At 62.5% G+C, this 22,908-nt stretch carries 23 protein-coding genes and 1 tRNA gene; 21 read left to right on the top strand and 3 right to left on the bottom strand.

The features are described from left to right. Positions 1-61 precede the first annotated feature (61 nt). From BMY31_RS00555 to BMY31_RS00580, 6 genes are all read left to right on the top strand, one after another. Positions 62-1,147 (top strand): hypothetical protein, encoded by a 1,086-nt coding sequence (locus tag BMY31_RS00555; protein ID WP_257612288.1) that lies wholly within the window; start codon positions 62-64, stop codon positions 1,145-1,147. Positions 1,148-1,229: 82 nt separating this feature from the next. After that, positions 1,230-2,420 carry a purine-nucleoside phosphorylase gene (locus BMY31_RS00560; protein ID WP_078686341.1) on the top strand — a complete coding sequence of 397 codons (1,191 nt, stop codon included), beginning with the start codon at positions 1,230-1,232 and terminating at the stop codon, positions 2,418-2,420. Positions 2,421-2,566: 146 nt separating this feature from the next. Further along, a tRNA-Thr gene (locus tag BMY31_RS00565) sits at positions 2,567-2,642 on the top strand. 299 nt (positions 2,643-2,941) lie between these two features. Beyond that, a complete protein-coding gene (locus BMY31_RS00570) occupies positions 2,942-3,205 on the top strand; it encodes a hypothetical protein (protein ID WP_091007356.1) in 264 nt (87 codons plus the stop codon). Continuing rightward, entirely contained in the window at positions 3,202-3,381 is a 180-nt protein-coding gene (locus BMY31_RS00575; RefSeq protein WP_091007359.1) for a hypothetical protein, read from the top strand. Before BMY31_RS00570 ends, BMY31_RS00575 begins: the two co-directional genes overlap by 4 nt. A 197-nt stretch (positions 3,382-3,578) precedes the next feature. Beyond that, positions 3,579-4,151 (top strand): xanthine phosphoribosyltransferase, encoded by a 573-nt coding sequence (locus BMY31_RS00580; RefSeq protein ID WP_078686346.1) that lies wholly within the window; start codon positions 3,579-3,581, stop codon positions 4,149-4,151. A 154-nt stretch (positions 4,152-4,305) separates the two neighbouring features. On the opposite strand, the gene BMY31_RS00585 is transcribed toward BMY31_RS00580, so the two are convergent. After that, positions 4,306-4,626 carry a hypothetical protein gene (locus BMY31_RS00585; RefSeq protein WP_091007361.1) on the bottom strand — a complete coding sequence of 107 codons (321 nt, stop codon included), beginning with the start codon at positions 4,624-4,626 and terminating at the stop codon, positions 4,306-4,308. Positions 4,627-4,820: 194 nt separating this feature from the next. Here BMY31_RS00585 and BMY31_RS00590 point away from each other — a divergent pair, with 194 nt between their 5' ends. From BMY31_RS00590 to BMY31_RS00625, 8 genes are all read left to right on the top strand, one after another. After that, positions 4,821-7,178 (top strand): sensor domain-containing phosphodiesterase, encoded by a 2,358-nt coding sequence (locus tag BMY31_RS00590; RefSeq protein WP_180371314.1) that lies wholly within the window; start codon positions 4,821-4,823, stop codon positions 7,176-7,178. 123 nt (positions 7,179-7,301) lie between these two features. After that, positions 7,302-8,282, top strand: coding sequence for a glutamate ABC transporter substrate-binding protein (locus BMY31_RS00595; RefSeq protein ID WP_078686349.1), 981 nt, complete (start codon positions 7,302-7,304; stop codon positions 8,280-8,282). Between the two features lie 162 nt (positions 8,283-8,444). Then, positions 8,445-9,104 (top strand): amino acid ABC transporter permease, encoded by a 660-nt coding sequence (locus BMY31_RS00600; protein ID WP_078686350.1) that lies wholly within the window; start codon positions 8,445-8,447, stop codon positions 9,102-9,104. Then, entirely contained in the window at positions 9,101-9,946 is an 846-nt protein-coding gene (locus tag BMY31_RS00605; protein WP_091007366.1) for an amino acid ABC transporter permease, read from the top strand. Before BMY31_RS00600 ends, BMY31_RS00605 begins: the two co-directional genes overlap by 4 nt. Before the next feature lie 19 nt (positions 9,947-9,965). Then, on the top strand, positions 9,966-10,724 hold the full coding sequence (locus BMY31_RS00610) for an amino acid ABC transporter ATP-binding protein (protein WP_078686352.1): 759 nt from the start codon (positions 9,966-9,968) through the stop codon (positions 10,722-10,724). 272 nt (positions 10,725-10,996) lie between these two features. Further along, positions 10,997-12,046 (top strand): inorganic phosphate transporter, encoded by a 1,050-nt coding sequence (locus tag BMY31_RS00615; protein WP_078686353.1) that lies wholly within the window; start codon positions 10,997-10,999, stop codon positions 12,044-12,046. Positions 12,047-12,082: 36 nt separating this feature from the next. Continuing rightward, the gene (locus tag BMY31_RS00620) at positions 12,083-12,703 is read left to right on the top strand and encodes a DUF47 domain-containing protein (RefSeq protein ID WP_078686354.1); all 621 of its coding nucleotides are present in this window, start codon (positions 12,083-12,085) and stop codon (positions 12,701-12,703) included. A 72-nt stretch (positions 12,704-12,775) separates the two neighbouring features. Beyond that, positions 12,776-13,432 carry a 4'-phosphopantetheinyl transferase family protein gene (locus BMY31_RS00625; RefSeq protein ID WP_091007369.1) on the top strand — a complete coding sequence of 219 codons (657 nt, stop codon included), beginning with the start codon at positions 12,776-12,778 and terminating at the stop codon, positions 13,430-13,432. On the opposite strand, the gene BMY31_RS00630 is transcribed toward BMY31_RS00625, so the two are convergent. Next, a complete protein-coding gene (locus tag BMY31_RS00630; protein ID WP_091007372.1) occupies positions 13,429-14,481 on the bottom strand; it encodes a threonine aldolase family protein in 1,053 nt (350 codons plus the stop codon). The genes BMY31_RS00625 and BMY31_RS00630 overlap by 4 nt on opposite strands. Positions 14,482-14,674: 193 nt before the next feature. Here BMY31_RS00630 and nadA point away from each other — a divergent pair, with 193 nt between their 5' ends. The 5 genes from nadA (at position 14,675) to BMY31_RS00655 (ending at position 19,472) form a co-directional block, all read left to right on the top strand. Continuing rightward, positions 14,675-15,595: a quinolinate synthase NadA gene (gene nadA / locus BMY31_RS00635; RefSeq protein WP_180363864.1), complete on the top strand. Its 921-nt coding sequence runs from the start codon at positions 14,675-14,677 to the stop codon at positions 15,593-15,595. After that, positions 15,596-16,813 carry an L-aspartate oxidase gene (locus tag BMY31_RS00640; protein ID WP_091007375.1) on the top strand — a complete coding sequence of 406 codons (1,218 nt, stop codon included), beginning with the start codon at positions 15,596-15,598 and terminating at the stop codon, positions 16,811-16,813. Next, positions 16,810-17,688, top strand: coding sequence for a carboxylating nicotinate-nucleotide diphosphorylase (gene nadC / locus BMY31_RS00645; protein WP_078686359.1), 879 nt, complete (start codon positions 16,810-16,812; stop codon positions 17,686-17,688). Before BMY31_RS00640 ends, nadC begins: the two co-directional genes overlap by 4 nt. 18 nt (positions 17,689-17,706) lie before the next feature. After that, positions 17,707-18,246: a transcription repressor NadR gene (locus BMY31_RS00650; RefSeq protein ID WP_078686360.1), complete on the top strand. Its 540-nt coding sequence runs from the start codon at positions 17,707-17,709 to the stop codon at positions 18,244-18,246. A 194-nt stretch (positions 18,247-18,440) separates the two neighbouring features. After that, a complete protein-coding gene (locus BMY31_RS00655) occupies positions 18,441-19,472 on the top strand; it encodes a branched-chain amino acid aminotransferase (protein WP_091007378.1) in 1,032 nt (343 codons plus the stop codon). A gap of 132 nt (positions 19,473-19,604) precedes the next feature. Here the strand turns inward: BMY31_RS00655 and BMY31_RS00660 are convergent, their stop codons facing one another. Further along, the gene (locus BMY31_RS00660) at positions 19,605-20,471 is read right to left on the bottom strand and encodes a DMT family transporter (protein ID WP_091007381.1); all 867 of its coding nucleotides are present in this window, start codon (positions 20,469-20,471) and stop codon (positions 19,605-19,607) included. Between the two features lie 174 nt (positions 20,472-20,645). Here BMY31_RS00660 and BMY31_RS00665 point away from each other — a divergent pair, with 174 nt between their 5' ends. Next, complete coding sequence (locus BMY31_RS00665; RefSeq protein ID WP_078686363.1) at positions 20,646-21,446, top strand: amidohydrolase family protein; 801 nt, start codon at positions 20,646-20,648, stop codon at positions 21,444-21,446. Between the two features lie 147 nt (positions 21,447-21,593). Then, positions 21,594-22,907 (top strand): histidine--tRNA ligase, encoded by a 1,314-nt coding sequence (gene hisS / locus BMY31_RS00670; RefSeq protein WP_078686364.1) that lies wholly within the window; start codon positions 21,594-21,596, stop codon positions 22,905-22,907. Position 22,908 lies beyond the last annotated feature (1 nt).

Raw genomic sequence — 22,908 nt, forward strand, 5'->3', positions numbered from 1 at the left:
TCAGCATGTGTTAGTGAGTAAGCGTATGTCTTGCAGGGCAGGACATTTGGAGGTAGGTATCATGGCGGAGCCCAACACTCCCGATAACGACGAGCTCGAGACGAACGAGGTCGAGACCGTCGACCAGGACGCTTCTATCGATGAGAAGGACGAGCAGTCCTCCGTCGAGGCTGATTCGACCAAGGAGGAGTCGCCTTCCAAGAAGGATGATGACTCCAAGAAGGATCAGCCCAAGAAGAAGGAGAAGAGGAGCAAGAAGAACCGCGAGCGCAAGCAGGCCGAGGCCTCGAAGTCCAAGCCCAAGCCGGTCAAGATGCGCTCCGGCCTCTCCACGCCTATCTGGGTCGTCATCGCCCTGGTCTGCGCCATCGCGGGTGGGCTCATCGGCCACTTTGCGTTTGGCGGCGGCTCGGGTTCCGCGCTGAGCGGCAGGACCTCCGTCTCCGAGGGTGAGCTCGACACCACCATCGCAACCTACACCTACAACGGCCAGACCACCTCGGTCTCCATTCGCGACGTCATCAATGCCTCCTCCACGCTCGAGGCCTCCAAAAACGATGATGGAACGTACAAGATTCCCTCGGCCGACAACGCGCTCTCCTACGTCCGCAACGAGATCGTGATGAAGGAGGCCGAGAACCGCGGCATCAACGTTTCTGACGACGACGTCGCGGCCTACGCCGAGGAGACCCTTGGCTCCAGCGACTTCGACAGCATCGCGTCCAGCTACAACATGGACTCCGATACCGTCAAGAGCCTCATCAGGGACTCCGCCACGATGAAGGCCCTTCGCGACCAGGTGGTCACCACGCAGAGCGCCACTGCGCCTACCGCTCCCACGCAGCCCGCTGACGGCAACACCGAGGCCACGTCTGCCGATTACGCCAAGTACATCATCGATCTCGCCGGCGACGAGTGGGATGCCCAGAACAACACCTGGAAGTCGACGGACGGCGTCTACGCCTCCGCGCTCTCGAGTTACACGATCACCAACGACTCCGCGTCCTACGCTGCCGCACAGGCCGCCTACTATGTTGCCTACCAGCAGTACTCCACGACGCAGTCTGCCGTTTCCAGCGAGTGGACCGACTTCGTCAACGGCCTCCTCTGCAACGGCAACGTCACGCTCTCCTCGCTCGTTGCCTAGGCAATGGCCTGAGCGATAACCGGTGCCTATCATGGGGCGGGACCACGTGTCCCGCCCCTTTTCTTACGTGTGGAGGTAGCCAATGCGAGTGATTGTCAGCGAGTGCCTGCGAGGAACGGCGTGTCGCTACGATGGGGGAGCCAAGCCGGTCGATGCCGTGCAGGAGCTATGTCAGAAGGTGGACGTGGTCGGCGTCTGCCCCGAGCTTGCCAGCGGCCTTCCCGTGCCGCGACCGCCCGCGGAGCAGCGTGACGGGCGCGTGTGGCTCAAGGGTGGCACCGACGTCACACGGGAGTTCGAGGCTGGATCCCAGAGGTCGCTCCTCAAGGCTCGGGCCTCTGGCGCCCGACTTGCCGTCCTCAAGGCGAAAAGTCCCTCGTGCGGGGTACATGTCATCTACGATGGGACCTATACAGGACAGTTGACCAAGGGGGAGGGTGTCTTTGCCCGTCTCCTTGAGAATGAGGGGGTCTGCGTGGTAACCGAGGACATCGTTAAGAGCTGCAAGCCTTCCGTCGAGCATCCTATTGCCATCGTGCTGGGAACGGGATTGGGACAGCTGGCCTCTCTGGTCAAGCCCGTGCGCCGCATTGACTATCATGACATCAAGGGCTTCCCGCGGGATGCGCGACCGGTTCCCGGGCACAAGTTCGAGGCGACCATAGGCACCATCGACGACGTTCCCGTAGTGGTTTATCCTGGGCGCCCTCACCTTTACCAAGGCTACTCTGCTTCCGAGGTCACGTCCCTGGTGCGTCACGCGCATTCGCTCGGCTGCAGGGACATCATCTTCAGCTGCGCAACGGGCTACATCGCCGGGAACGCCAAGGCGGGCCTCGGAATCCTGGCCGACCAGATCAACCTCACGGGCGTCAATCCCCTTGCGGACTGGGACGAGGTCCGAGAGGTCGACAGCCCCTTCGTCGACATGACGGATGCCTATGCGCCCTATCTGCGCGCTGTCGCGCGAGGCGTTGCGGACGATCTGGGGATAGAGATCGACGAGGGCGTCTATTGTGGCGTGCTTGGACCGACGTTCGAGACCAAGGCAGAGGCCAACATGATGCGCGTGATGGGTGTCTCGTACGTCGGCATGTCGACGGCGAACGAGGTCATCATGGCTCGCGCGTTGGGCATGAACGTGCTTGGCCTGACCCTGGCCGCCAACGAGAGCGGTGCCGACACGGTCACTCACGAGGAGGTCCTTCAGAAGGCCGCCGCAAAGGCGGATGACTTCGAGCGGCTAGTCCGGGGTATCATCCACATGCTGTAGGGAACGGCTGCGCCGTACTTGCGATCGAGCCAATCGCAGGAGTCCGAGCGGCGTATGTGGAAGATATTAAAGAAGATGCCAACTTTTGCTTGAGTGAGGGAACGACTTCGATTAATATCTATTCCGCTGCGCAAGCAGTTGGAGTCGCCAGCATAGCTCAGTTGGTAGAGCACCGCTCTCGTAAAGCGGGGGTCATCAGTTCAAGTCTGATTGCTGGCTCCAGTGTTGACCTCAGGCCGGGACACATCGTGTCCCGGCCTTTTTCTTTGCGAGCGAGCACGATTCCTGTCGACCGTATCAGGCATGCGTCGTGCGGGCAATCGCTGCGCCCCTGGTCAGTTTGCGAGTCCGAGCGCATAACGACTTGATATGGTGCTCCTCTATTAACGGCCCATGCGACATGAGGACATGAGGCCGAAACGCGCGCATCCCAACATAAAAAACAAGCATCACGACATGACGTATGGCACCTGGTCGTGATGGAACAAATTGTCAGGATTTGCTTGCGAGGAGGTCGTCATATGGGCAGCGCAGCAGTTGGAATGGGCGGAACCATTCCCACGGAAGACAAGAAGAGCGTCTGGGTGATGGAGAAGGGCGAGGTTCGCAAGCCCGGGCTCGCACATTTCGTCATGATGGCCCTCTTCTCTGGCGTCGGCGTCGTGGTCGGTGCGTTTGGAAGCATGGCGGTGTCGCTTGGTCCCGTCTCGGCGTTCTGGCCCGGACAGGCGATCCAGAGCGTGGGAACCATTTTGCCCAGTACGCGAGCAGGATTATCGTCATGAAGCGTGGGGCAATCTTGATGAGCGGAACGCCAGCCGAGGTGTTCTCGAGACCGGACCTGCTGATGGAGGGGTTCGTAAAGCCGCCTCTGGCCACCCGGGTCGCCCAGGCTCTTGATCCTTCGGGGGCGAAGGGCGCCGTTATCAACTACGAGGGCCTTCTTTCGGCATTCGCATGACACGGGGGTAGTCCTCTTGGCGCACCGGAGGTACTCTTCGTCGATTTGACGTGGACTTTTTTTGTTCTGCAGTAACCTAATCTTTTCGGAAATGAAACGGTGCGATAGTTGTCCTTATTAACTAGTCGGCATGGCTGTATGTTTGATGCCCGATAGTTTTGACGCACCTGTAGGTCACCTCGGCGACGGAGTCCATTTTGAAGAAGCTAGAAGAGCGCATTCTGAGCGATGCACAGGTCCTCTCTGACGAAATTCTTAAGGTCGGCAGCTTTCTGAACCAGGAGATCGATACCGACCTCCTCCAAGAGATGGCTCAGGAGATCGCCGACATCTACAAGGACTGTGGCGTCAACAAGGTCATGACTATTGAGGCGAGCGGCATTGCCATCGCCGTTGCCGTCGGCATGGCTATGGGCGTGCCCGTAGTGTTTGCCAAGAAGCACAAGACGAGCAACCTGGACGGCGGCGTCTACTCGACCGTCGTCCATTCGTTTACCCACAACACGGACTACTCCGTGATGATCAGCCGTGACTACCTTACGGCGGACGACCGCGTCCTTCTGGTCGACGACTTCCTCGCTAGGGGCAAGGCCATGCGCGGCCTTATGGACCTGTGCGACCAGGCGGGCGCCACCAAGGTCGGCGCTGCCATTCAGATTGAGAAGTGCTTTGGCGGCGCGGGTGACGAGCTGCGCTCCGAGGGCTTCCGCGTCGAGTCCCTGGCAATGATCGAGTCGATGGGGAAGGACAAGATCACCTTCCGCTCGTAGCCTGGCCACATCGAAGGGCGTCTGACCTATGGCGCTTCATTCCGAATGACTTACTGCAGAGACCCCGGAGCGCTTGCGCTCCGGGGTCTTTTTGTTTGGGCGCTTCTCGGCGTCTTGGCGTGTCGGGGGATTGGGCGCCTGTCCGAGTCGTCCGCTACCCCTGGTCAGAAAAGCGATCGGGACGGTTGTAGAAACGGGTCATCGAGGCGTTTGCATGTTCGCTGACCTGCTTCTGAACCCAAGCGTCGCGCACTTGCGTTATGGCGAGCATCTCGTCGGCTATGTCTGCCGGGTTCGTGGGGCGCGCCTGCCTGAGGTAGGCGCACATCTTGCGCATGGCTTCCTCGCTCCTGAGCTCGCCGGCCATCACCTGCGCGAGCTCTTCGGGAAATCCCAGCTCGACCGTGGCCGTCACCATTGCGGCGAACGCCGAGATCCTGCCTCGGTCGTATGAATCCGTCGGTCTCGTTGTCATCTTCGGCTCGCCTTTCGCCGTCTCTTCTTGGCTGCGACATACAGTGTAGGCAACCGGTTGCCGTCTGCCGAAAACGACTCGCAGAATAATGCGACCGCGTGGACAAATGTGGTAGCCAATGTGCCCTTTGGCTCATATAATTCAATTTACTGCACTATCTGATGCCCTCTCTTGCGTCGTTGGTGGGTGACGTCATGGGGATGCTGGTCAGGCACAAGTACCGCATTCTGTCTGTGGTGCTCATGCTCACCGCGGCCTTCCTCGCACTATGCTTCTGGTTCGAGAACTCCCACATGATGCAGATCTCGAACAATGCCGTCACCCTTCAGAAGAGCTTTCTGAAAGAGACGGTCAACAACGTCATTCGCGACATCGATAACGAGCGAGAAACTCGCAATGCCTACTATTTGCAGATTCTCTCGGGCATGAGCCATGGGCTCGATGCCGCCATGGCCGATTCGCCCGACCAGCAGACGTTCTGTGACACGGTGAACGGCTTCTTTGGACGCGACTCAGATGTGAACGTATCGCATGTCGTGGTCGACCTTAAGACGGGACAGGTCCTCTGCGACGAGGACAAGGTTCTTTCGGACGGCTATTCGTCCGTTGACGGCCTGCATCGGGAGTTTGAGGTCTGCCTTGACTTCCGCCGCGGTGACTACATGCTAGTCTTCGGCCTCTCACGCAAGACGGCCGAGCGCCTGCTGGCAGGCAGCCTCCACGATCGTCTGCATCGCTACGTGTTCGACGATCAGAGCTACATCTGGGTCAATGCGGTGGTCAACTTCGATGGGGGAGACGGCTACGCCATACGCCTCATCCACCCCTACCTTTCCGACACGGAGGGCATGCTCCTCTCGACAAACATGACCGACGCCGTGGGGGACACGCCCTACCTGACCGAGCTCGAGGGCATAAAGGAGCACGGGGAGCTGTTCAGCTCGTACTACTTCCAGCGTCCGCAGGACGGCCAGCCCGCGCGTAAGATCACCTACTCGAAGCTGTATCGCGACTACGGCTGGATCATCTCGATGGGCTCCTACTACGAGGACATCGAGGGGGAGGTGAACGAGGGCGCCGCCTATATGGGGCCGCTGCGGGTCGATGTTTTGATCGTTGTCCTTCTGGCCGTGTACTTCGTCGTCGTGGCAGCCCTTCTGGTGCTGTTCTACAACGACCGCGCGAAGTCTCGCTCGCTCATGCAGAACATGCAGCGCCTCTTGGCGATCGACGCGGCCACAGGCGCGAACTCGCGCCGCTACCTCGAGAGGGCGCTGGACCAGGACCTCGAGCGCTGCCGTAGGGGAGAGCGGCCCGCGCTTATCATGCTGATGGATATCGATGACTTCCACGGGCACCTGCATCACGGGAGCAAGTCCCACGACATCATTCTCAACGAGGTCTCGACTGCCTGCTCGAAGCTCCTGCGCAACGACGACTGCTTTGCGCACTACGATGCCGATCTGTTCTTCTTCGTTCTACATGAAGATGTGCCCGAGCAGGCACATGAGGTGTTCGCTCACATCCAGAAGGCAATCTCGGACATCCCCAGTGACGTCCTTGGGTTCGAGAACGACCTAACCGTCTCGGCGGGCGCCTCGTGCGTCACGTCTTCCGACACGTCCTTCAAAGAGGTTGTCGAGCGGTGCGAGCGAGCGGTCGAAGTCGCCAAGGACGAGGGTGAGAACAACCTGGCAATCTTCCTCAAGGGCTCGGCGGAACCCTCCCTGGTCCAGAGTGCCCGGTCGTTCCAGAAGGGCGTGTACCTGTGCGAACATCTTGCGGAGGCAATACGGGACGAGAGGATCAAGGTCTACTATCAGCCAATCATACGCGCGAAGACCGAGCGAGTCTGTTGCGAGGAGGCCCTCTCGCGTTGGGATGACGAGCGCTACGGCTTCATGTCTCCCGGCGTGTTCGTTCCGGTCCTCGAGCGGGCACGCCTTATCTATCGGCTTGACCTTTATGTCGTGGAGCGTGTGCTGAAGGACTTCGCCGTCTGCCGTGCCGCCGGCACGAGCCTGATCCCGGTGTCGATCAACCTCTCGCGCTACGACTTTGAGGAATGCGACATGGTTGAGGCCGTGTCCGAGCTTTGCGATCGCTACGGTATCGATCGGCGCCTGCTGGTCATTGAGGTTACCGAGTCCGCGCTCGCCGCAGACGAAGAGGCTATGGGCGAGGCCATCAAGCGCTTCCACGACGCGGGCTTCAGCGTGTGGATGGATGACTTTGGCTCGGGCTTCTCCTCCCTCGAGATTCTGCGTAAGTTCGACTTTGACTTGATAAAGCTCGACATGAGCTTCGTCCTCGAGGACTTTTCGAGCGAGAAGAACCTGGCCATCCTTCAGAACTCTATCAACATGGCCCACGACCTTGGAATTGAGGCCCTTTCCGAGGGGGTCGAGCAGCGGGAACAGGCCGACCGTCTGCGCGCCATGGGCATCGATCGCATGCAGGGATACCTGTACGACTCCCCGCGCGACCTTGGGTACATACTCACACGGGCAAGAACGCGGACGGGGCTCCCGTTCGAGGGAGAAAGCCGGTAGGGGCCTGCGCATTATTTCGCTCGAGGAAAATAGTCGGGTTCTTCTGACTACGTATTGCGAGCAATTGGGTAGGATTCATCCAAACGAGCATACAGACCTATCGTTCCAGGGAAAGGGATAGCCATGTCTTACAACCCGCTCGAGAAGATCGTCCTCAATAGGCGCCAGGCCATCACCCTGGGCCTCGGCAGCGTTGCTGCTTTGGGCCTCGCCGCCTGCGACACCAGCGCCCCCGCGCCCGATGACTCCGACGGCGCCAAGTCTGACGCCTCCTCCAGCGACATCGACGCCGCGGCATTTGACAAGCTGGTTGCGGAGGGCAAGGTCGCGGACGACGCGACGATCAACGCAAGCGAGTGGGCGGCCAAGGTCAAGGCTGCCGGCACCCTGCGCGTCGGTGGCGTCGAGACCTCTACGCTCTTCTCGCTTCGCAACGCCGACGACAACACGCTTCGTGGCTTCGACGCTGGCCTCTACCAGCTTCTGACCCGCTACATCCTGGGCGACGAGAAGAAGTTCGAGCTGACCAAGGTCACCTCGGACACGCGCGAGTCCGTCCTCACCAACGACACCGTCGACGCTGTCTTCGCGACCTACTCCATCAACGACAAGCGCAAGGAGGTCATCTCCTTCGCTGGTCCGTACTACAGCTCGCAGCAGGCGATTCTTGTCGCAGAGGGCAACGACGACATCAAGGGTCTCGATGACCTCGCCGGCAAGAGCGTCGCCGTCCAGTCCGGCTCGACCGGACCCGAGATCGTGGCCGAGTACGCCCCTGAGGCTAAGACCCAGGAGTTCAGCACTGACGAGGAGGCGCGCTCCGCACTCGAGCAGGGTCGCGTCGACGCCTACGTCATCGACCAGACGATGCAGATGGGTGCCATCGTCAAGAACCCGGGCAAGTACAAGATCGTCGGTGACCCCTTTGGTCCCGAGGATCCCTATGGCGTCGGCCTGCCCAAGGACTCCGATGGCGTCGACTTCGTCAACGACTTCCTGAAGCAGGTCGAGGATGACGGCACCTGGGCCAAGCTCTGGAAGATTGCCATTGGCGACCGAACCAACCTCGAGTCGGCTCCCGAGCCTCCCGCGATTGGCGCATAAGGTCGACTTTTCGCGTGCAAGCCAGCCTCTTGGTTACGTTGTTGTTCCATTGAGACTTTCTTGCAGCATCGCATAAGCTTTTGAAGTTATCGTACATAGCGTGCAACCCTGGGGACCCCCGTACGTACGGCACGGGGGTCCCTCTTTCCCCGGGAGGTGAAAATGGGGCTCCAGGAGCTTCTCTCCACATATGGCGACATGTACGTCCAGGCACTGCTTGTGACGTGGCGCATGACCGCCATCGCGTTCGCGGGCGCCATGCTGCTCGCCCTGCTGGTAACCGTCGCACGCGTCTCGCCAATCAAGCCGCTGCGTAAGTTGGGCGACCTCTACGTCCAGATCTTCAGAAACATCCCCGGCGTCTCTCTTCTGATCATCTGCGTGTATGCGCTTCCGCACCTTAAGGTCGTTCTAGACTATGGCGTCTGCGTCATTCTCACCACGACACTCGTTGCGTCGGCCTTTGGCTCCGAGAACTTCATGTCGGGCATCAACACCATCGGCGTGGGACAGGTCGAGGCCGCTCGTTCGCTCGGCCTCTCGTTCGGGCAGATCCTCAGGCAGGTCGTCATCCCGCAGGCACTGCGCTCTGCGGTCCTTCCCATGACCAACCTTCTGATTGCCGTCATGCTCACCACGGCTTTGGGCTCGCAGGTTCCCCTTGATCCTCCCGAGCTCACCGGGTTGGTCTCGTACATCAATACGCGCTCCGTCGGTGGCATCCTGGCGTTCTTCATTTCCGCCATCGGCTACGCGGGCACCGCGTTTGCCATCGGCATCGTCGGCAACCAGATTGACAAGAGAGTGAGGATTCTGCGATGAGCGCAAACGTCATCTCCATGCGCGACGCGCTCTACGAGGAGCCGGGTCCCAAGACCAGACGTCGCATCCTCGTGGGAACCATCGTGGCATCCATCGCCGTCGCCGCGCTCTTCGTATTCATTGCGTGGCGCTTCTACGTCACGGGTCAGCTTTCGCCGAAGTACTGGTCGTTCTTCACCAAGGTATCGACCTGGCGCTACCTCGGACAGGGCCTTCTGGGCACGTTCCAGGTTGCGCTCACTGCGGGAGCCATCTCGCTGGTGCTGGGCGTGCTGTTCATGCTGGGGCGCATCAGCAGGAACAAGGTCGGGTCGGCCATTTTCCGCGTGGTCGTCAACTTCTTCCGCGGCATCCCGAGCCTTCTTCTGATCTACTTCTTCTTCCTCGTCATCCCGAGCTACGGCATCAAGATGCCTGCGTTCTGGATGCTCGCGCTGCCCATCTCGCTGACGGCCTCCGGCGTCCTTGCCGAGGTCTTTCGCGCGGGCGTCAACGCGGTTCCCAAGGGCCAGCGCGAGGCGGCGCTCTCGCTGGGCATGAGCGAGGGCAAGGTCATGCGCAAGATCATCCTGCCGCAGGCCATCCGCTTCGTCATTCCCTCGCTCATCTCGCAGCTGGTGGTTGTCGTGAAGGACACCACGGTCGCCTACGTCGTGAGCTTCCCCGACATGCTGCAGAACGCGCGCGTCCTCATCACCAACTACGATGCTTTGGTCTCCACCTACTTCGTGGTCGCCATCATCTACATCCTAATCAACTACGCGATCAACCAGGCTTCTGTTGCCGTCGCCCGTCGTTCGGGCGCCAAGGTTATCGCACGTACCGAGGAAGAGCCCATCTAGGGCCCCAGAATGGAGAGACATGTCTAACGAGGCCCAGGGCATGCGCCCGATCATCGAGCTCTCTCACGTAGAGAAGCACTTTGGCAAGCTTCACGTCCTTAAGGACATCAACCTGTCCGTCCAGAAGGGCGAGGTCGTCGTCCTCATCGGCCCCTCGGGTTCGGGAAAGTCGACGCTCTGCCGCACCATCAACAGGCTCGAGACCATCGACTCGGGCTCCATCCGTATCGACGGCGAGCTCCTGCCCGAGGAGGGCAAGGAGCTTGCCAAGCTGCGCTCCGAGGTCGGCATGGTGTTCCAGTCGTTCAACCTCTTTGCGCACAAGACCATCCTGCAGAACGTGACCATGGGCCCCATCGAGGTCCTTCACACCCCTAAGGCCCAGGCCGAGGCGGAGGCCATGGAGCTCCTGCGTCGCGTGGGTGTCGCCGAGCAGGCCAACAAGGTCCCCGCCCAGCTCTCCGGTGGCCAGCAGCAGCGTGTGGCCATCGCCCGCTCGCTCGCCATGCACCCCAAGGCGATGCTCTTCGACGAGCCGACCTCGGCCCTCGATCCCGAGATGATCAACGAGGTCCTGGATGTCATGGTCGAGCTCGCGCAGGAGGGCATGACCATGGTCGTCGTCACGCATGAGATGAGGTTTGCCCGCAGCGTCGCCAACCGCGTGGTCTTCATGGCGGACGGCACCATCATCGAGCAGGGAGACCCAGACGAGTTCTTCGACAACCCCCAATCCAATCGAGCCAAGGAGTTCCTCAACTCCATCAAGGGGCACTAGCACCTTCCGTCGGAGGTCCGCCATCTTTGGCGAATCGCGTTCGTCTGACTGACGCGGACTCGTTGCACCGGCACAAGGTCGGGGAGAAGGACACAGGTCCTTCTCCCCGTTTCTTATCTACAGAGAGCGCCTCTTCGAGGGATGCGTCGCAAGGAGATGGCGTTTGTTTGTCCCTAGAGCCGAGCGCAGAGCGAAATAGTGCTTTTGTCTTGCCGCGCGACGGGTACAAGAGTGATGTGTACGTTTTCGCGCACATTCCGAAGGGGGGAGCCTTGATCACCCTTGCAGGATTTCTGCAGATGCTCTCAGTGAACCCGTTTCTGACGGTTGTCATCGTCCTCGTCCTGGGGACCATCTTCGTCAACGGAGCCACGGACGCCGCCAATGCCATTGCCGAGTCCGTGGGCACAAGGTCCATTAGTGTTAATGCTGCCATCGCCATGAGCGTTGCCATGAACTTCATCGGTCTCGTGGCCATGACCGCGATCTCGACCGCGGTGGCCGACACCATGAGCGGCATGGTCGACTTTGGAGGCGACTCGCATGCCGCGATGATCGCCCTCGCCGCTGCCACGGTAGGCATCGTCGTCTGGGGCCTGGGCGCCTGGGCCTTCGGCATTCCCACCAGTGAGAGCCACGCCCTGATTGCCGGCCTGACCGGCGCCGCGCTCGCCGTCCATGGTGGGCTTGAGGGCGTGAACATGGGCGAGTGGATGAAGGTCGTCTACGGTCTGGTGCTCTCGACCCTGATGGGCTTTGGCGCCGGCTGGCTTTTTGCCCGGATCATCCAGGTCGCATGCAAGAACGCGAACCGCCTCGCGGCGGACGAGGCGTTCGGCAAGCTCCAGGTGGTAGGCTCGGCCTTCGTCGCGCTCATGCACGGCGCCCAGGATGGCCAGAAGTTCATGTCGACGGCCATGCTTGCAATCGCCCTCTCCGCAGACATGAGCGTCGCCGAAATGGGTGGCTTCCCCCTGTGGATCGAGATTCTGTGCGCGGCCACCATGGCCATCGGAACAGGCGTGGGCGGCAAGCGCATCATCAAGAAGGTCGGAACCGAGATGGTGCAGCTCGAGAAGTACCAGGGGTTCTCGGCCTCCGTCAGCGCGACGATATCGCTTCTTGTCGCGACGCTCACGGGCCTTCCCGTCTCGACGACCCACGCCAAGACCGCAGCCATCATGGGTGCGGGTGCCGCGAAGAACGTGCGCTCGGTCAACTGGGGCGTTGCCAAGGAGATGGTCTATACCTGGCTGTTCACGTTCCCCGGCTGTGGAGTCATCGGCTTCGCGCTGGCGAAGCTCTTCCTTCTCGTCTTCTAGTTTCCCCGACGTCCCGTCTTCCATCGGAGGTCAAGTATGGCACGAATCAAGAAAGAGGACATCTTCTATACCCTGCTCAAAGAGTTTGCCGACCACATCGTCGAGGCTTCGAACGAGTACGAGCGCATCATCCACGACTATCCCGAGACGTTCGCGCGCATCCCCCAGATGAAGGTGTACGAGAGCGAGTGCGACCACAAGGTGAAGCGCATCATGAAGGAGCTCTACGCCTCGTTCATCACGCCCATCGAGCGCGAGGACATATCGGAGCTCACCCTCAAGCTGGACGACATCGTGGACGACATGAACGGCGTCGTGCTGCGCTTAGACCTCTTCAACATCCAGGACATGCGCGACGAGGCACTCCAGCTTGCGGGGCTCACCACGCGCTGCGTAGAGAAGGTGCATCAGATGGTATACGCGCTGCCCAACTACAAGAAGGACCTAACGGTGATGGAGCTGGCCCATGACATCTCGACAATCGAGGACGAGGGCGATGCCGTCTACGCGACCGCCGTGAGGCGCCTGTTCCGCGACGAGGAGAACGGCCGCACTTCCGTCACCTGGCTGCGCGTGTTCGACCGCATGGAGGGCGTGCTTGACGCCTGCGACAGGGCTGCCGGTGTCGTGCGCTACGTCGTGATGAAGAGCGCTTAGGCGCCCTCGCGAACCGTTGGCCGTCCATCCCATACAATGGCCTTGGACGATTTCGCTTGGTGAGGGGGCGTGGTGGAGAAGGTCGTGGTCTACATGCTCGACGGCCGCCTTCTGGAGGGAAGGGCCGACGAGTGCCGTGACGTCATCCCCTCGCGCCACGCGACGCGCTCCCTTTTTGGCACGCGTCACAGCAGGCTCGAGGCCCTCGCATCTGGCTTGTTGCTTCGCGCCCTTCTGGGCGTGCGTGACGAGGACCGGCTTCGCAGGGGCGCGCATGGCAAGCCCTATCTGGAGGGCGGCCCCGAGTTCAACCTGACCAATGACTGCGGGTGGGCGGCTATGGCTGTCTCGGACGAGCCCGTGGGCGTCGACCTGGAGGAGGTTCCCTCACGCTATCGCGACGGCATCGAGGGGCTGGTGGCTCGCAGGTACTTCGACGCCGAGGAGCTACGGCTGATCGGAGGCGCGTCGACGCGCGAGGGGCTGCGTGCGTGGGCGCGCGCCTGGACGCGGCGGGAGGCCATCCTCAAGGCGGCGGGCACGGGATTCGCGACCGACCCAAGCGCCTCTCCCGAGGTGCTTGAGGGGTGGCATCTGGAGCAGCGCGACTTGGGCGACCGCGTTCTTGCCGTGGCGGCGCCATCCCCGTTCGAGCTGGATGTGATGGAGCCCGACGCGTCGGCACTTCTTGACGGCGTGCTTGCGGGACGGGGCGAGCCTCGTCCCTAGGAAAGTGTCTTCGCGAGTGCCAGCAGCTCGTCCACGTCGGCTCGTCCCGTCGCCCAGCTGCACACGAAGCGGATGACCTTGCGCCCGTCGTCGAGCGCGTAGAAGGTCTCGCAGCCGGACGCACTCTCGAACGCCTCCTGCTGCTCGGGTGTGACGGTGAAGAACTGCTGGTTGGAGTCGGAGCGCCCGTAGGGCTCGAACCCCAGGGCGACGAGTCCGTCTCGCAGTGCGAGGGCGCAGTCGTTGGCGCCTCTCGCCAGCGTCCAGTACGGCGCCTCGCCGGTCTGGGCATCGGGCGTGAAGGCCGCCTCGAACTGAACGCCCAGAAGGCGTCCCTTGGCCATCAGGCCGCCACGCTCCTTCTGGAGGAAGGGGAAGGACTCGCGCAGCTCGTCGTCCATGATCACCATGGCCTCGCCAAAGAGCATGCCGTTCTTGGTTCCCCCCAGGTAGAATGCCTCGACGCGCGAGGCGATGTAGGGAAGCGTGAGGTCGTTTGCGGGACTCGTGAGCGCGGACGCAAGGCGGGCGCCGTCCAGGAACACCTTGAGGCCGTGGCCGTGGGCCCAGTCGACGATGGCGTCGAACCTGTCACGCGTCCAGACGCCGCCGATTTCGGTCGTGTCGGTGATGTACACGACCTTGGGGAGCGTCATGTGGCGCCCGGTTGAAGTCTGGAACCGGAAGACCTTCTCGGCCTCCTCGGGAGAAAGGAAGCCGTCAGTGTCCTGGGTGGGGAGCACGGTGCGGCCCGTCGCCGCGATGGCACCGGTCTCGTGGACGTTGATGTGGCCGTCCTTGGTGCAGATGACGCCCTCCCAGTCGCGCAGCATGCCGGTCACCCCGATCACGTTTGCGCTCGTGCCTCCCAGACAGAACTCGACCATCGCATCGGGCTGCTGGCAGGCCTCGCGAATGAGCTCGCGAGCGTGCTCGCAGTGGGGGTCGCCCTCGGTGTAGCCCACGCACTGCTCCTCGTTGGTGTCAATCAGGGCCTTGAGGATCTGTGGGGCGGCGCCCTCTGAGTAGTCGTTGCGGAACATGCGCATGGTCTCTTCCAATCTGTCGGGTCACACAAATGTACAGCGAAGCATGCGCATCCGGAGTCGGACAATGTAGTTTGAAACCCCAAGGAAGCCAAACGCAGAACTGTCTTGTCAGATGTTAAGACAGAGCGCATACTGTCTCCCAGGAATCGTAGGCGCGGCGCCGTCGCGCCCGAGGAAGGGGAGAGACCCACCTATGGAAATGGCCGAGATCGCCAGACGCATCGCCGAACTAAAGCGCGAAAAGGATGCCGTCGTGCTTGCCCACTACTACGTGCCCGCGGAGACCCAGGCACTTGCGGATTACGTCGGCGACTCGTTCTATCTTGCGCGTCTTGCGAAGACGCTGGAGAGCCGCACCATCGTGCTCTGCGGCGTGTCGTTCATGGCGGAGAGCGTGAAGCTGCTCAACCCGGGTCGCACGGTCCTCATGCCCGAGCCTGCGGCGGACTGCCCTATGGCGCACATGGTGCAGAAGGCTGACGTTGACCGCGTAAGGGAGCGGTACGACGACCTCGCCGTGGTCGCCTACGTCAACACCACGGCCGAGATCAAGCGTTGGGCAGACGTCTGCGTGACTTCCTCCAACGCCATCAAGGTCGTGAGCGAGCTTCCGCAGCACAACATCCTGTTCATTCCCGACATGAACCTCGGTCGCTACGTGGCCGAGCAGGTGCCCCAGAAGAACGTCATCCTGAACCGCGGCTACTGCCCCACGCACAACCGCATCGCGCCGGCAGAGGTCGAGGCCCTCGAGGCCGAGCATCCCGAGGCCGAGGTCCTGGCGCATCCCGAATGCCCGCAGGACGTGCTGTGGGAGGCCGACTACATCGGCTCGACCAAGCAGATCATCGAGCACATCGCGGCGAGCGACAAGAAGGAGTTCATCGTTCTGACGGTCGTGGGGGTGGCGGCCGAGATCGAGCGCCTGACCCAGGGCCAGGGCAAGACCATCCACTTCCCCGCGACGAGGCCCGTTTGCCCCAACATGGCGATGGTCACGGCCCAAAAGCTGCTGGAATGTCTCGAGAGGGGCACGGGCCAGATGGAGCTGCCCGAGGATCCCGACCGCGCCAACGCGCCTCTTGAGCGCATGCTCGAATTGGCGGCGAGGTAGATGGGGAAGCAAGAGGAGTGCCGCGAGGGGCAGCGCGAGCTATCCCAGCTGACCAGCGACGTCGTCATCGTCGGCTGCGGCGTGGCGGGGCTGTATGCGGCAATCAACCTGCCGCGTGCACTCAAGGTCACCCTGATCTGCAAGGAGGACGTCGAGAGCTGCGACTCGATGCTGGCCCAGGGCGGTATCTGCGTCATGCGCGACCATGACGACTACGACTACTGGTTCGACGACACGATGCGTGCCGGTCATGACGAGTGCCGCGTCGAGAGCGTCGACAAGATGATCTGGGAGTCGCGCGGCATCATCAACGACCTCGTTCGTCTGGGCGTTCAGTTCGACTTGAATGCCTCCGGCGACGACTTTGACTACACGCGCGAGGGTGCGCACAGCCGTCCGCGCATCCTGCACAACGCAGACATCACCGGCAAGGAGATCACCACGACCCTGCTCGAGCGTGTGCAGGAGCTCAGAAACGTTACCATCTGCGAGCACACGACCATGGTTGACCTCGTGGAGAAGGACGGGTCCTGCCAGGGCATAGAGGTTGAGCTGCCAGGGGGAGAGCACGAACTTCTCCTTTGCCATGACACGATTCTGGCATGCGGAGGCGTGGGAGGCCTGTACGACCGCTCGACAAACTTCCCCTGCCTGACCGGTGACGGCTGCCGCATCGCCGAGGGGCACGGGGTCGAGCTCGAGCACATGGACTACGTGCAGATTCATCCCACGTCGCTCTACACCAAGAAGCCCGGTCGCGCGTTCCTGATCTCGGAGTCGTGTCGCGGGGAGGGCGCCATCCTGATCGACGCCCAGGGCAAGCGCTTCGTGGACGAGCTTCTGCCGCGTGACGTCGTCTCAAACGCCATCCACAAGAAGATGGCAGAGGAGGGCTCCGACTACGTGCGCCTCTCGTTCGAAAACGTCTCGCGCGGGGAGATCCTCACTCACTTCCACAACATCTGGCAGCATTGCCTGCAGGAGGGCTACGACATCACCAGGGAGCCCATTCCCGTTGTGCCCGCCCAGCACTACCTTATGGGCGGCATCCACGTCGACCAGCACTCCAAGACCACCATGGACCACCTCTACGCCGCGGGCGAGACCAGCTGCAACGGCGTGCACGGCAAGAATCGACTGGCCAGCAACTCGCTGCTCGAGAGCCTTGTCTTCTCGCGCGAGGCGGCCCGCGACATCGTCAGGGGGAGACACGCATGAATTCGGTAACGCTCAAGCTTCAGGCCGAGCCGCTGATTCTTTCGGCGCTCCAGGAGGACATCACGAGTGAGGACGTCTCGACCGCCGCGGTCGTTGGCGAGGAGGCTCGCGGCCACGTTCACCTGATCGCCAAGCAGGACGGCGTCATCTGCGGCCTGGACGTGTTTGCCCGCACCTTCGAGCTGCTTGACTCCGAGGCGAGCTGCGAGTTCGCGGTGGCCGAGGGCGACGACGTCACCTCCGGCCAAGAGCTGGGGGTCGTTCGCGCCCGCGTGCGCGCGCTGCTTTCCGGCGAGCGTGTCGCACTAAACTACCTGCAGCGCATGAGTGGCATCGCGACGATGGCGCGTCGCGTGTCGCGCCTGTTCGAGGGCACCAAGACCCGCCTGGTTGACACGCGCAAGACCACGCCCAACATGCGCGTGTTCGAGAAGGAGGCCGTCCGCGTGGGCGGCGCGAGCAACCATCGCTACAACCTGTCCGACGGCGTGATGCTGAAGGACAACCACATCGACGCGGCCGGTGGCATCGCGCCTGCCATAGAGGCGGCTCGCTCCTACGCGTCCTTCGTGCGAAAAGTCGAGGTCGAGGTCGAGACCCTCGACCAGGTGCGCGAGGCCGTGTCCGCTGGCGCCGACATCATCATGCTCGACAACATGGACCTGCCTACGATGCGCGAGGCGATGGGCGTCATCGACGGTGCGGCCGAGGTCGAGGTCTCGGGCAACGTCGACGAGGCCAAGGCGGCCACCCTGGTCGACCTTGGCGTGGACATCGTCTCGTCCGGCGCGCTCACGCACTCCGCCCCGATCCTGGATCTGTCTCTCAAGCACCTTACGGTCGACGAGCCCGGCGCCGCGGCGTGCGGACGCTAGCGAGGAGGGGAGGGCTGCATGACGGGGGAAGAGCGTAGGGAGAAGATCGTGGCCCTTCTTGGCGCCGCGGACGGTGCCCTGTCTGGTGGCGACCTTGCCCAGGAGCTTGGCGTGAGCAGGCAGGTCATCGTTCAGGACATCGCCCTTATTCGTCGCGAGGGCGTCGAGATCGACTCGACGCATCGCGGCTACGTCCTGTCCAGGCGCGACGTGCCGCGCCGCGCGTTCAAGGTCCGCCATCGCGAGGACCAGGTGCAGGAGGAGCTCGACCTGATCGTCGACCTGGGCGGAACCGTCGAGGACGTCGTGGTCAACCATCGCACCTACGGTGTGATCAGCGTTCCGCTCAACGTTTCGAGCCGCCGCGACGTCGCCCGCTACCTGGCCGACATCGCGACGAGCAAGTCGACTCCGCTCTCGCGCATCACGTCGGGCTACCACTTCCACCATGTGACGGCCGCCTCGGAGGAGATTCTGGACGAGGTCGCGGCGGCCCTCAAGGAGCACGGCTTTTTGGTCGAGCGCCTTCCCTACGAGGTCAGCTCGGACCTCAACTAGGGCCGGGGAGCTCGCTCGAGGCCTGATTCGCGCTCGTCGAGAGACGTGTGTGGCGTGCTTGGGTAGCTGATGTTTCGACCGTGTCTCGCGTGGTGGAGCTTTTTTCCGTGAGTAGTACACTCGCGTACAACGCAGTCAGTGCGCTGCGTCAGCGCTGTGCGTTTGTATTGGTTAGACCGTCTAAGGAGTAGTAAATGGAGAAGAAGGATATCGACTGGGGTGCACTTTCCTTCGCCTATCAGCCGACCGACTACAGCTACGTATCCAATTACAAGGATGGCGCCTGGGATGAGGGCACTCTAACCACCGACCACAGCATTAGGCTTTCCGAGTGCGCTGGCATTTTCCACTACTGCCAGGAGGTCTTCGAGGGCCTCAAGGCCTATACCACCGAGGACGGCGACATCGTCTGCTTCCGTCCCGACCAGAACGCCAAGCGCATGGCCGACTCCGCACGTCGCATCGTCATGCCCCCCTTCCCCGAGGAGCAGTTCGTCGAGGCCGTCGAGAAGGTCGTCAAGGCCAATGTCGCGTGGGTCCCGCCCTTCGGTAGCGGCGCCACGCTCTACATCCGCCCGCTCATGATCGCAACCGGCAACGTCATCGGCGTCAAGCCCGCTGACGAGTACCAGTTCCGCATCCTCGTCACGCCGGTCGGCGCGTACTACAAGGGCGGTGTCAAGCCCGTCAAGCTGCAGGTCTCCAAGTACGACCGCGCGGCTCCTCACGGTACTGGCAACATCAAGGCCGGCCTGAACTACGCCATGTCCCTGCTGCCTTCCGTCGAGGCGCACGCCCAGGGCTATGCCGACAACATGTTCCTCGACCCCGAGACCCGCACCTATGTCGAGGAGTCCGGCGGCGCCAACTTCCTGTTCGTCGACAAGGACGGCAACCTGGTCGTCCCGCAGTCTCACACCGACTCCATCCTGCCCTCCATCACGCGTCGCTCGCTCGTCGACGTCGCCGAGAAGTACCTCGGCCTCAAGGTCACGCAGCGTCCCGTCCGCTTCGACGAGATCGACCAGTTCACCGAGTGCGGCATGTGCGGCACCGCTGCCGTCATCAGCCCCGTCGGCGAGGTTGACTGCGACGGCAAGAAGATCGTCTACGGCATGGAGCACGTCGGCCCCGTCATGAAGAAGCTTCGCGAGACCCTGACGGGCATCCAGTCCGGCAAGATCGAGGACAAGTTCGGCTGGGTCCACAAGATCGACGTCGAGTAAGTCAGACGGACAAGGCTGTTACGGGACAGCGTTTCACTTGCACGCTGGGGCGAGCGGTGCGCGGGGGCGCATCGCTCGCCTCTTGTTTTTGAGAAGGGATTGCCAAAGGAGGCTGGTCCTCGCCACGGCTTCCTAGCTGCGCGCCGAGAGGAAGATGCCCGCGACGACGAGGGAGCCTCCCAGATGCTGCGGGACCGTGATGGCCTCGCCCAGGATCAGCGCGGATAGGATGAGTCCGAACACGGGGATGAGGTTCGCGAAGGACGCCGCGGTCGAGGCGGGGAGTCCCTTGAGGCTGTGGTTGTACAGGATGAATCCCGCCACCGTGCAGCCAAGGACCAGGTAAGCAAGCGACAGCAGCGCCTCCGGTGCGGGTGTGGCCGTCGGCAGGCCCTCGGTGAGGAGCACGAGGGGCACGAAGCCCAGGGCGCCGAAGAGCGTCTGCCATGCCGTGATGGAGGTGGTCGAGTACTTGCCCAGAAGCGGTCTCATCATGAGGTTGTACACGGCCCAGCAGAGTCCGCCGCCCAGAAGCGCAAGGCCTCCCAGCACGACGTCGCTGCCGCCCGACGAGCTCTCGCCGTAGGCGAGCACGGCGACGCCCACGAAGGCCAGCGCGATGCCTGCGGCCTTGAGGCCGTCGGGACGCGTCCGGTCCCATGCGCTCTCGAGCGCGAGCGTAATGGCCGGGAAGGCTCCGATGATGAGCGAGCTGGTGGATGCCGGGAGCAGCAGCGCCCCGTAGTTCTCGCCCGCGAAGTAGAGCGTCGTGCCCACGATCCCAGTTGCGGCGCAGATGGCCATGTCGCGGCCGCGGGGCCGGTCATGGTCACGCGTGACGGCGAGCATGGCAAGCATGATGACTGCTGCGAGCGAGAAGCGCATGAGTCCCAGCGTGAACGGTCCTATGGACCCGTAGCTGATCTTGCAGGCGATGATCGACCCGCTCCACAGTAGGCAGGCTACGCTTGTCTCTATGAGGTATCGGTTCGTCTTCATGTGCTTCCGTTCGTTTGCTCCTAGGGCATGGCTGTCAGTCGCAAGTATGAAGTATCACGCGTCCCGCCGCAGCATCGCGTTCGCGCCCAGAAGCCTTACGAGTGTGTGTCCACCCTGTTCGAGTGAGGAAAAGCCGTCTACCATGTTTGGAGTTGCCCAGCGTAAGGAGCTTCCATGCCCATAGTGGATGTCCACGTGCACGTCTATCCCGATAAGATTGCCGAGCGAGCGGTCTCCAGCATCGGTCGATTCTATGGCCTTGAGATGGGGCTGCCGGATGGATCGGTCGCGCGCATGCTCGAGGAGGAGCGCGATGCGGGCGTTACCCACAGCGTCATCCACTCCGTCGCGACCAAGGCCTCGAACGTGGAGTCCATCAACGACTTCATTGCCGCGACCTGTCGCGAGAACGACTCCCTCACGGGTTTCATGACGCTCCACCAGGACTATCCAGACCCGCTGGCCGAGGTCGAGCGCGCCTGTGCGATGGGACTCAAGGGCATCAAGCTCCACCCGGACACGCAGTGCGTCAACATGGATGACCCGAGGCTCATGCACATCTACGAGATAGCGGAGCAGAAGGACCTTCCCGTCCTCATCCACTGCGGCGACTACCGCTACGACTACTCGCACCCGCATCGCCTGGTAACGGTGCTCCATGCCTTCCCGAGGCTCAGGGTTGACGCGGCGCACTTCGGCGGTTGGTCGGTGTTCGACTACGCCCTCGAGTTCCTGGAGAACGAGAACTGCTTCCTGGACATGTCGAGCTCCCAGCATTGGCTGGGGCCGCGCCGCACCCGCGAGCTCTGCGAGGCGTACGGCCCTGACCGCATCCTGTTCGGGTCCGACTTCCCCATGTGGACTCCGGGCTCGGAGCTCTCGCGCTTCCGCTCGCTCGGCTTCTCCCGGGAAGACCTCGACAAGATGCTCTGGCACAACGCGGAGCGCTTCCTGGGGATGGAGATATCGAACTAAGCGCCAACGTCCTTCTCGCCCGGCACTTAGGGCGGGGAAGGTGGGCGTATACTTCTGCCCCGATGGACCGTGGAAGGCGGCGCGCGCCGTGCGTCGTTTGTGGCCGCGGTCGCGATGCGCGCTGAAGGCGCGAGAAGGAGGCCTCTGATGGCACAGAAGATCCAGGGTACCGAGGACCTGTTCGGCGGCTACATGCGCGCCTGGCAGCATATGCAGGACATCGCGCGCGAGCTGTTCGGCGCGTACGGCTTCGACATGATCGAGACGCCGGCGATCGAGCAGGTGGACACCTTCGTCCACGGCATCGGCGAGTCGACCGACGTCGTCCGCAAGGAGATGTTCCGCGTGTTCTCCGGTGCGCTGATGGATCGCCTCCTCGAGTCGGGCAGCGAAAGCGGCCTCAAGGCGAGGCAGCGCATGGCCATGCGTCCTGAGGGGACCGCGGGTGTCGTGCGCGCGGCCGTCGAGAACAACTTCGTCCCGCAGGGCGGCGCTCCCGTCAAGCTGTGGTACGGAGAGGCCATGTTCCGCGGCGAGCGTCCCCAGAAGGGTCGCCTGCGCCAGTTCCACCAGGTCGGCGTCGAGTGGCTGGGCGCACCCGACCCTGCGGCGGACGCCGAGTGCATCATCATGCTGATGGAGTTCTACAAGCGTATGGGCTTCCCGGCCGACAAGCTGTCCCTCCGCATCAACTCGATGGGCGACGCCGCATGCCGCCCCGCGTATCGCGAGGCCGTCCGCAGCTTCATTCTGGACCACAAGGACCAGATGTGCGAGGACTGCCTGGAGCGCGCCGAGATCAACCCGCTGCGCAGCTTCGACTGCAAGAACGACCACTGTCGCGAGGTCATGGCAGATGCGCCGCTTGCCAAGGACAACCTGTGCGAGGAGTGCGATGCTCACTACAAGAAGGTCAAGCAGTACCTGGACGAGGCTGGCGTGAGCTACATCGAGGATCCCACGCTCGTTCGCGGCCTTGACTACTACACCCGCACCGTCTTCGAGGTCGATTGCATCGGTGCCGGCGTCGGCGCCATCGGTGGCGGCGGCCGCTACGACGGCCTGATGGAGCTCGAGGGCGGCAAGCCCACGCCGGGCATCGGATTCGCGGTGGGCTTCGAGCGCATGGCCCTCGCCCTGCAGTCGCTGGGCGTCGACATCGAGGGCTCCGAGCCCGACTGCGTCTATGTCGCCTGCACCTCTGCCAACGAGCGCGACGCGGCATTCACGGCGACGCTCGCGCTGCGCGGAGCTGGCATCCGAACCGAGGCCGACTACCAGGGACGCTCGCTCAAGAGCCAGTTCAAGCAGGCAGACAAGCACAACGCCCGCCTGTGCGTGGTGCTGGGCTCCGACGAGATCGCGGCCGGAACGGCGACCCTGCGCGACATGGAGTCGCACGAGCAGGTGAGCGTCCCGATGGCCGACCTTGTCTCTGAGGTCAGGGCGCGCCTGGCCTAGC

This window comes from Parafannyhessea umbonata (assembly GCF_900111255.1).
GTDB classification, from domain to species: domain Bacteria; phylum Actinomycetota; class Coriobacteriia; order Coriobacteriales; family Atopobiaceae; genus Olsenella_J; species Olsenella_J umbonata_A.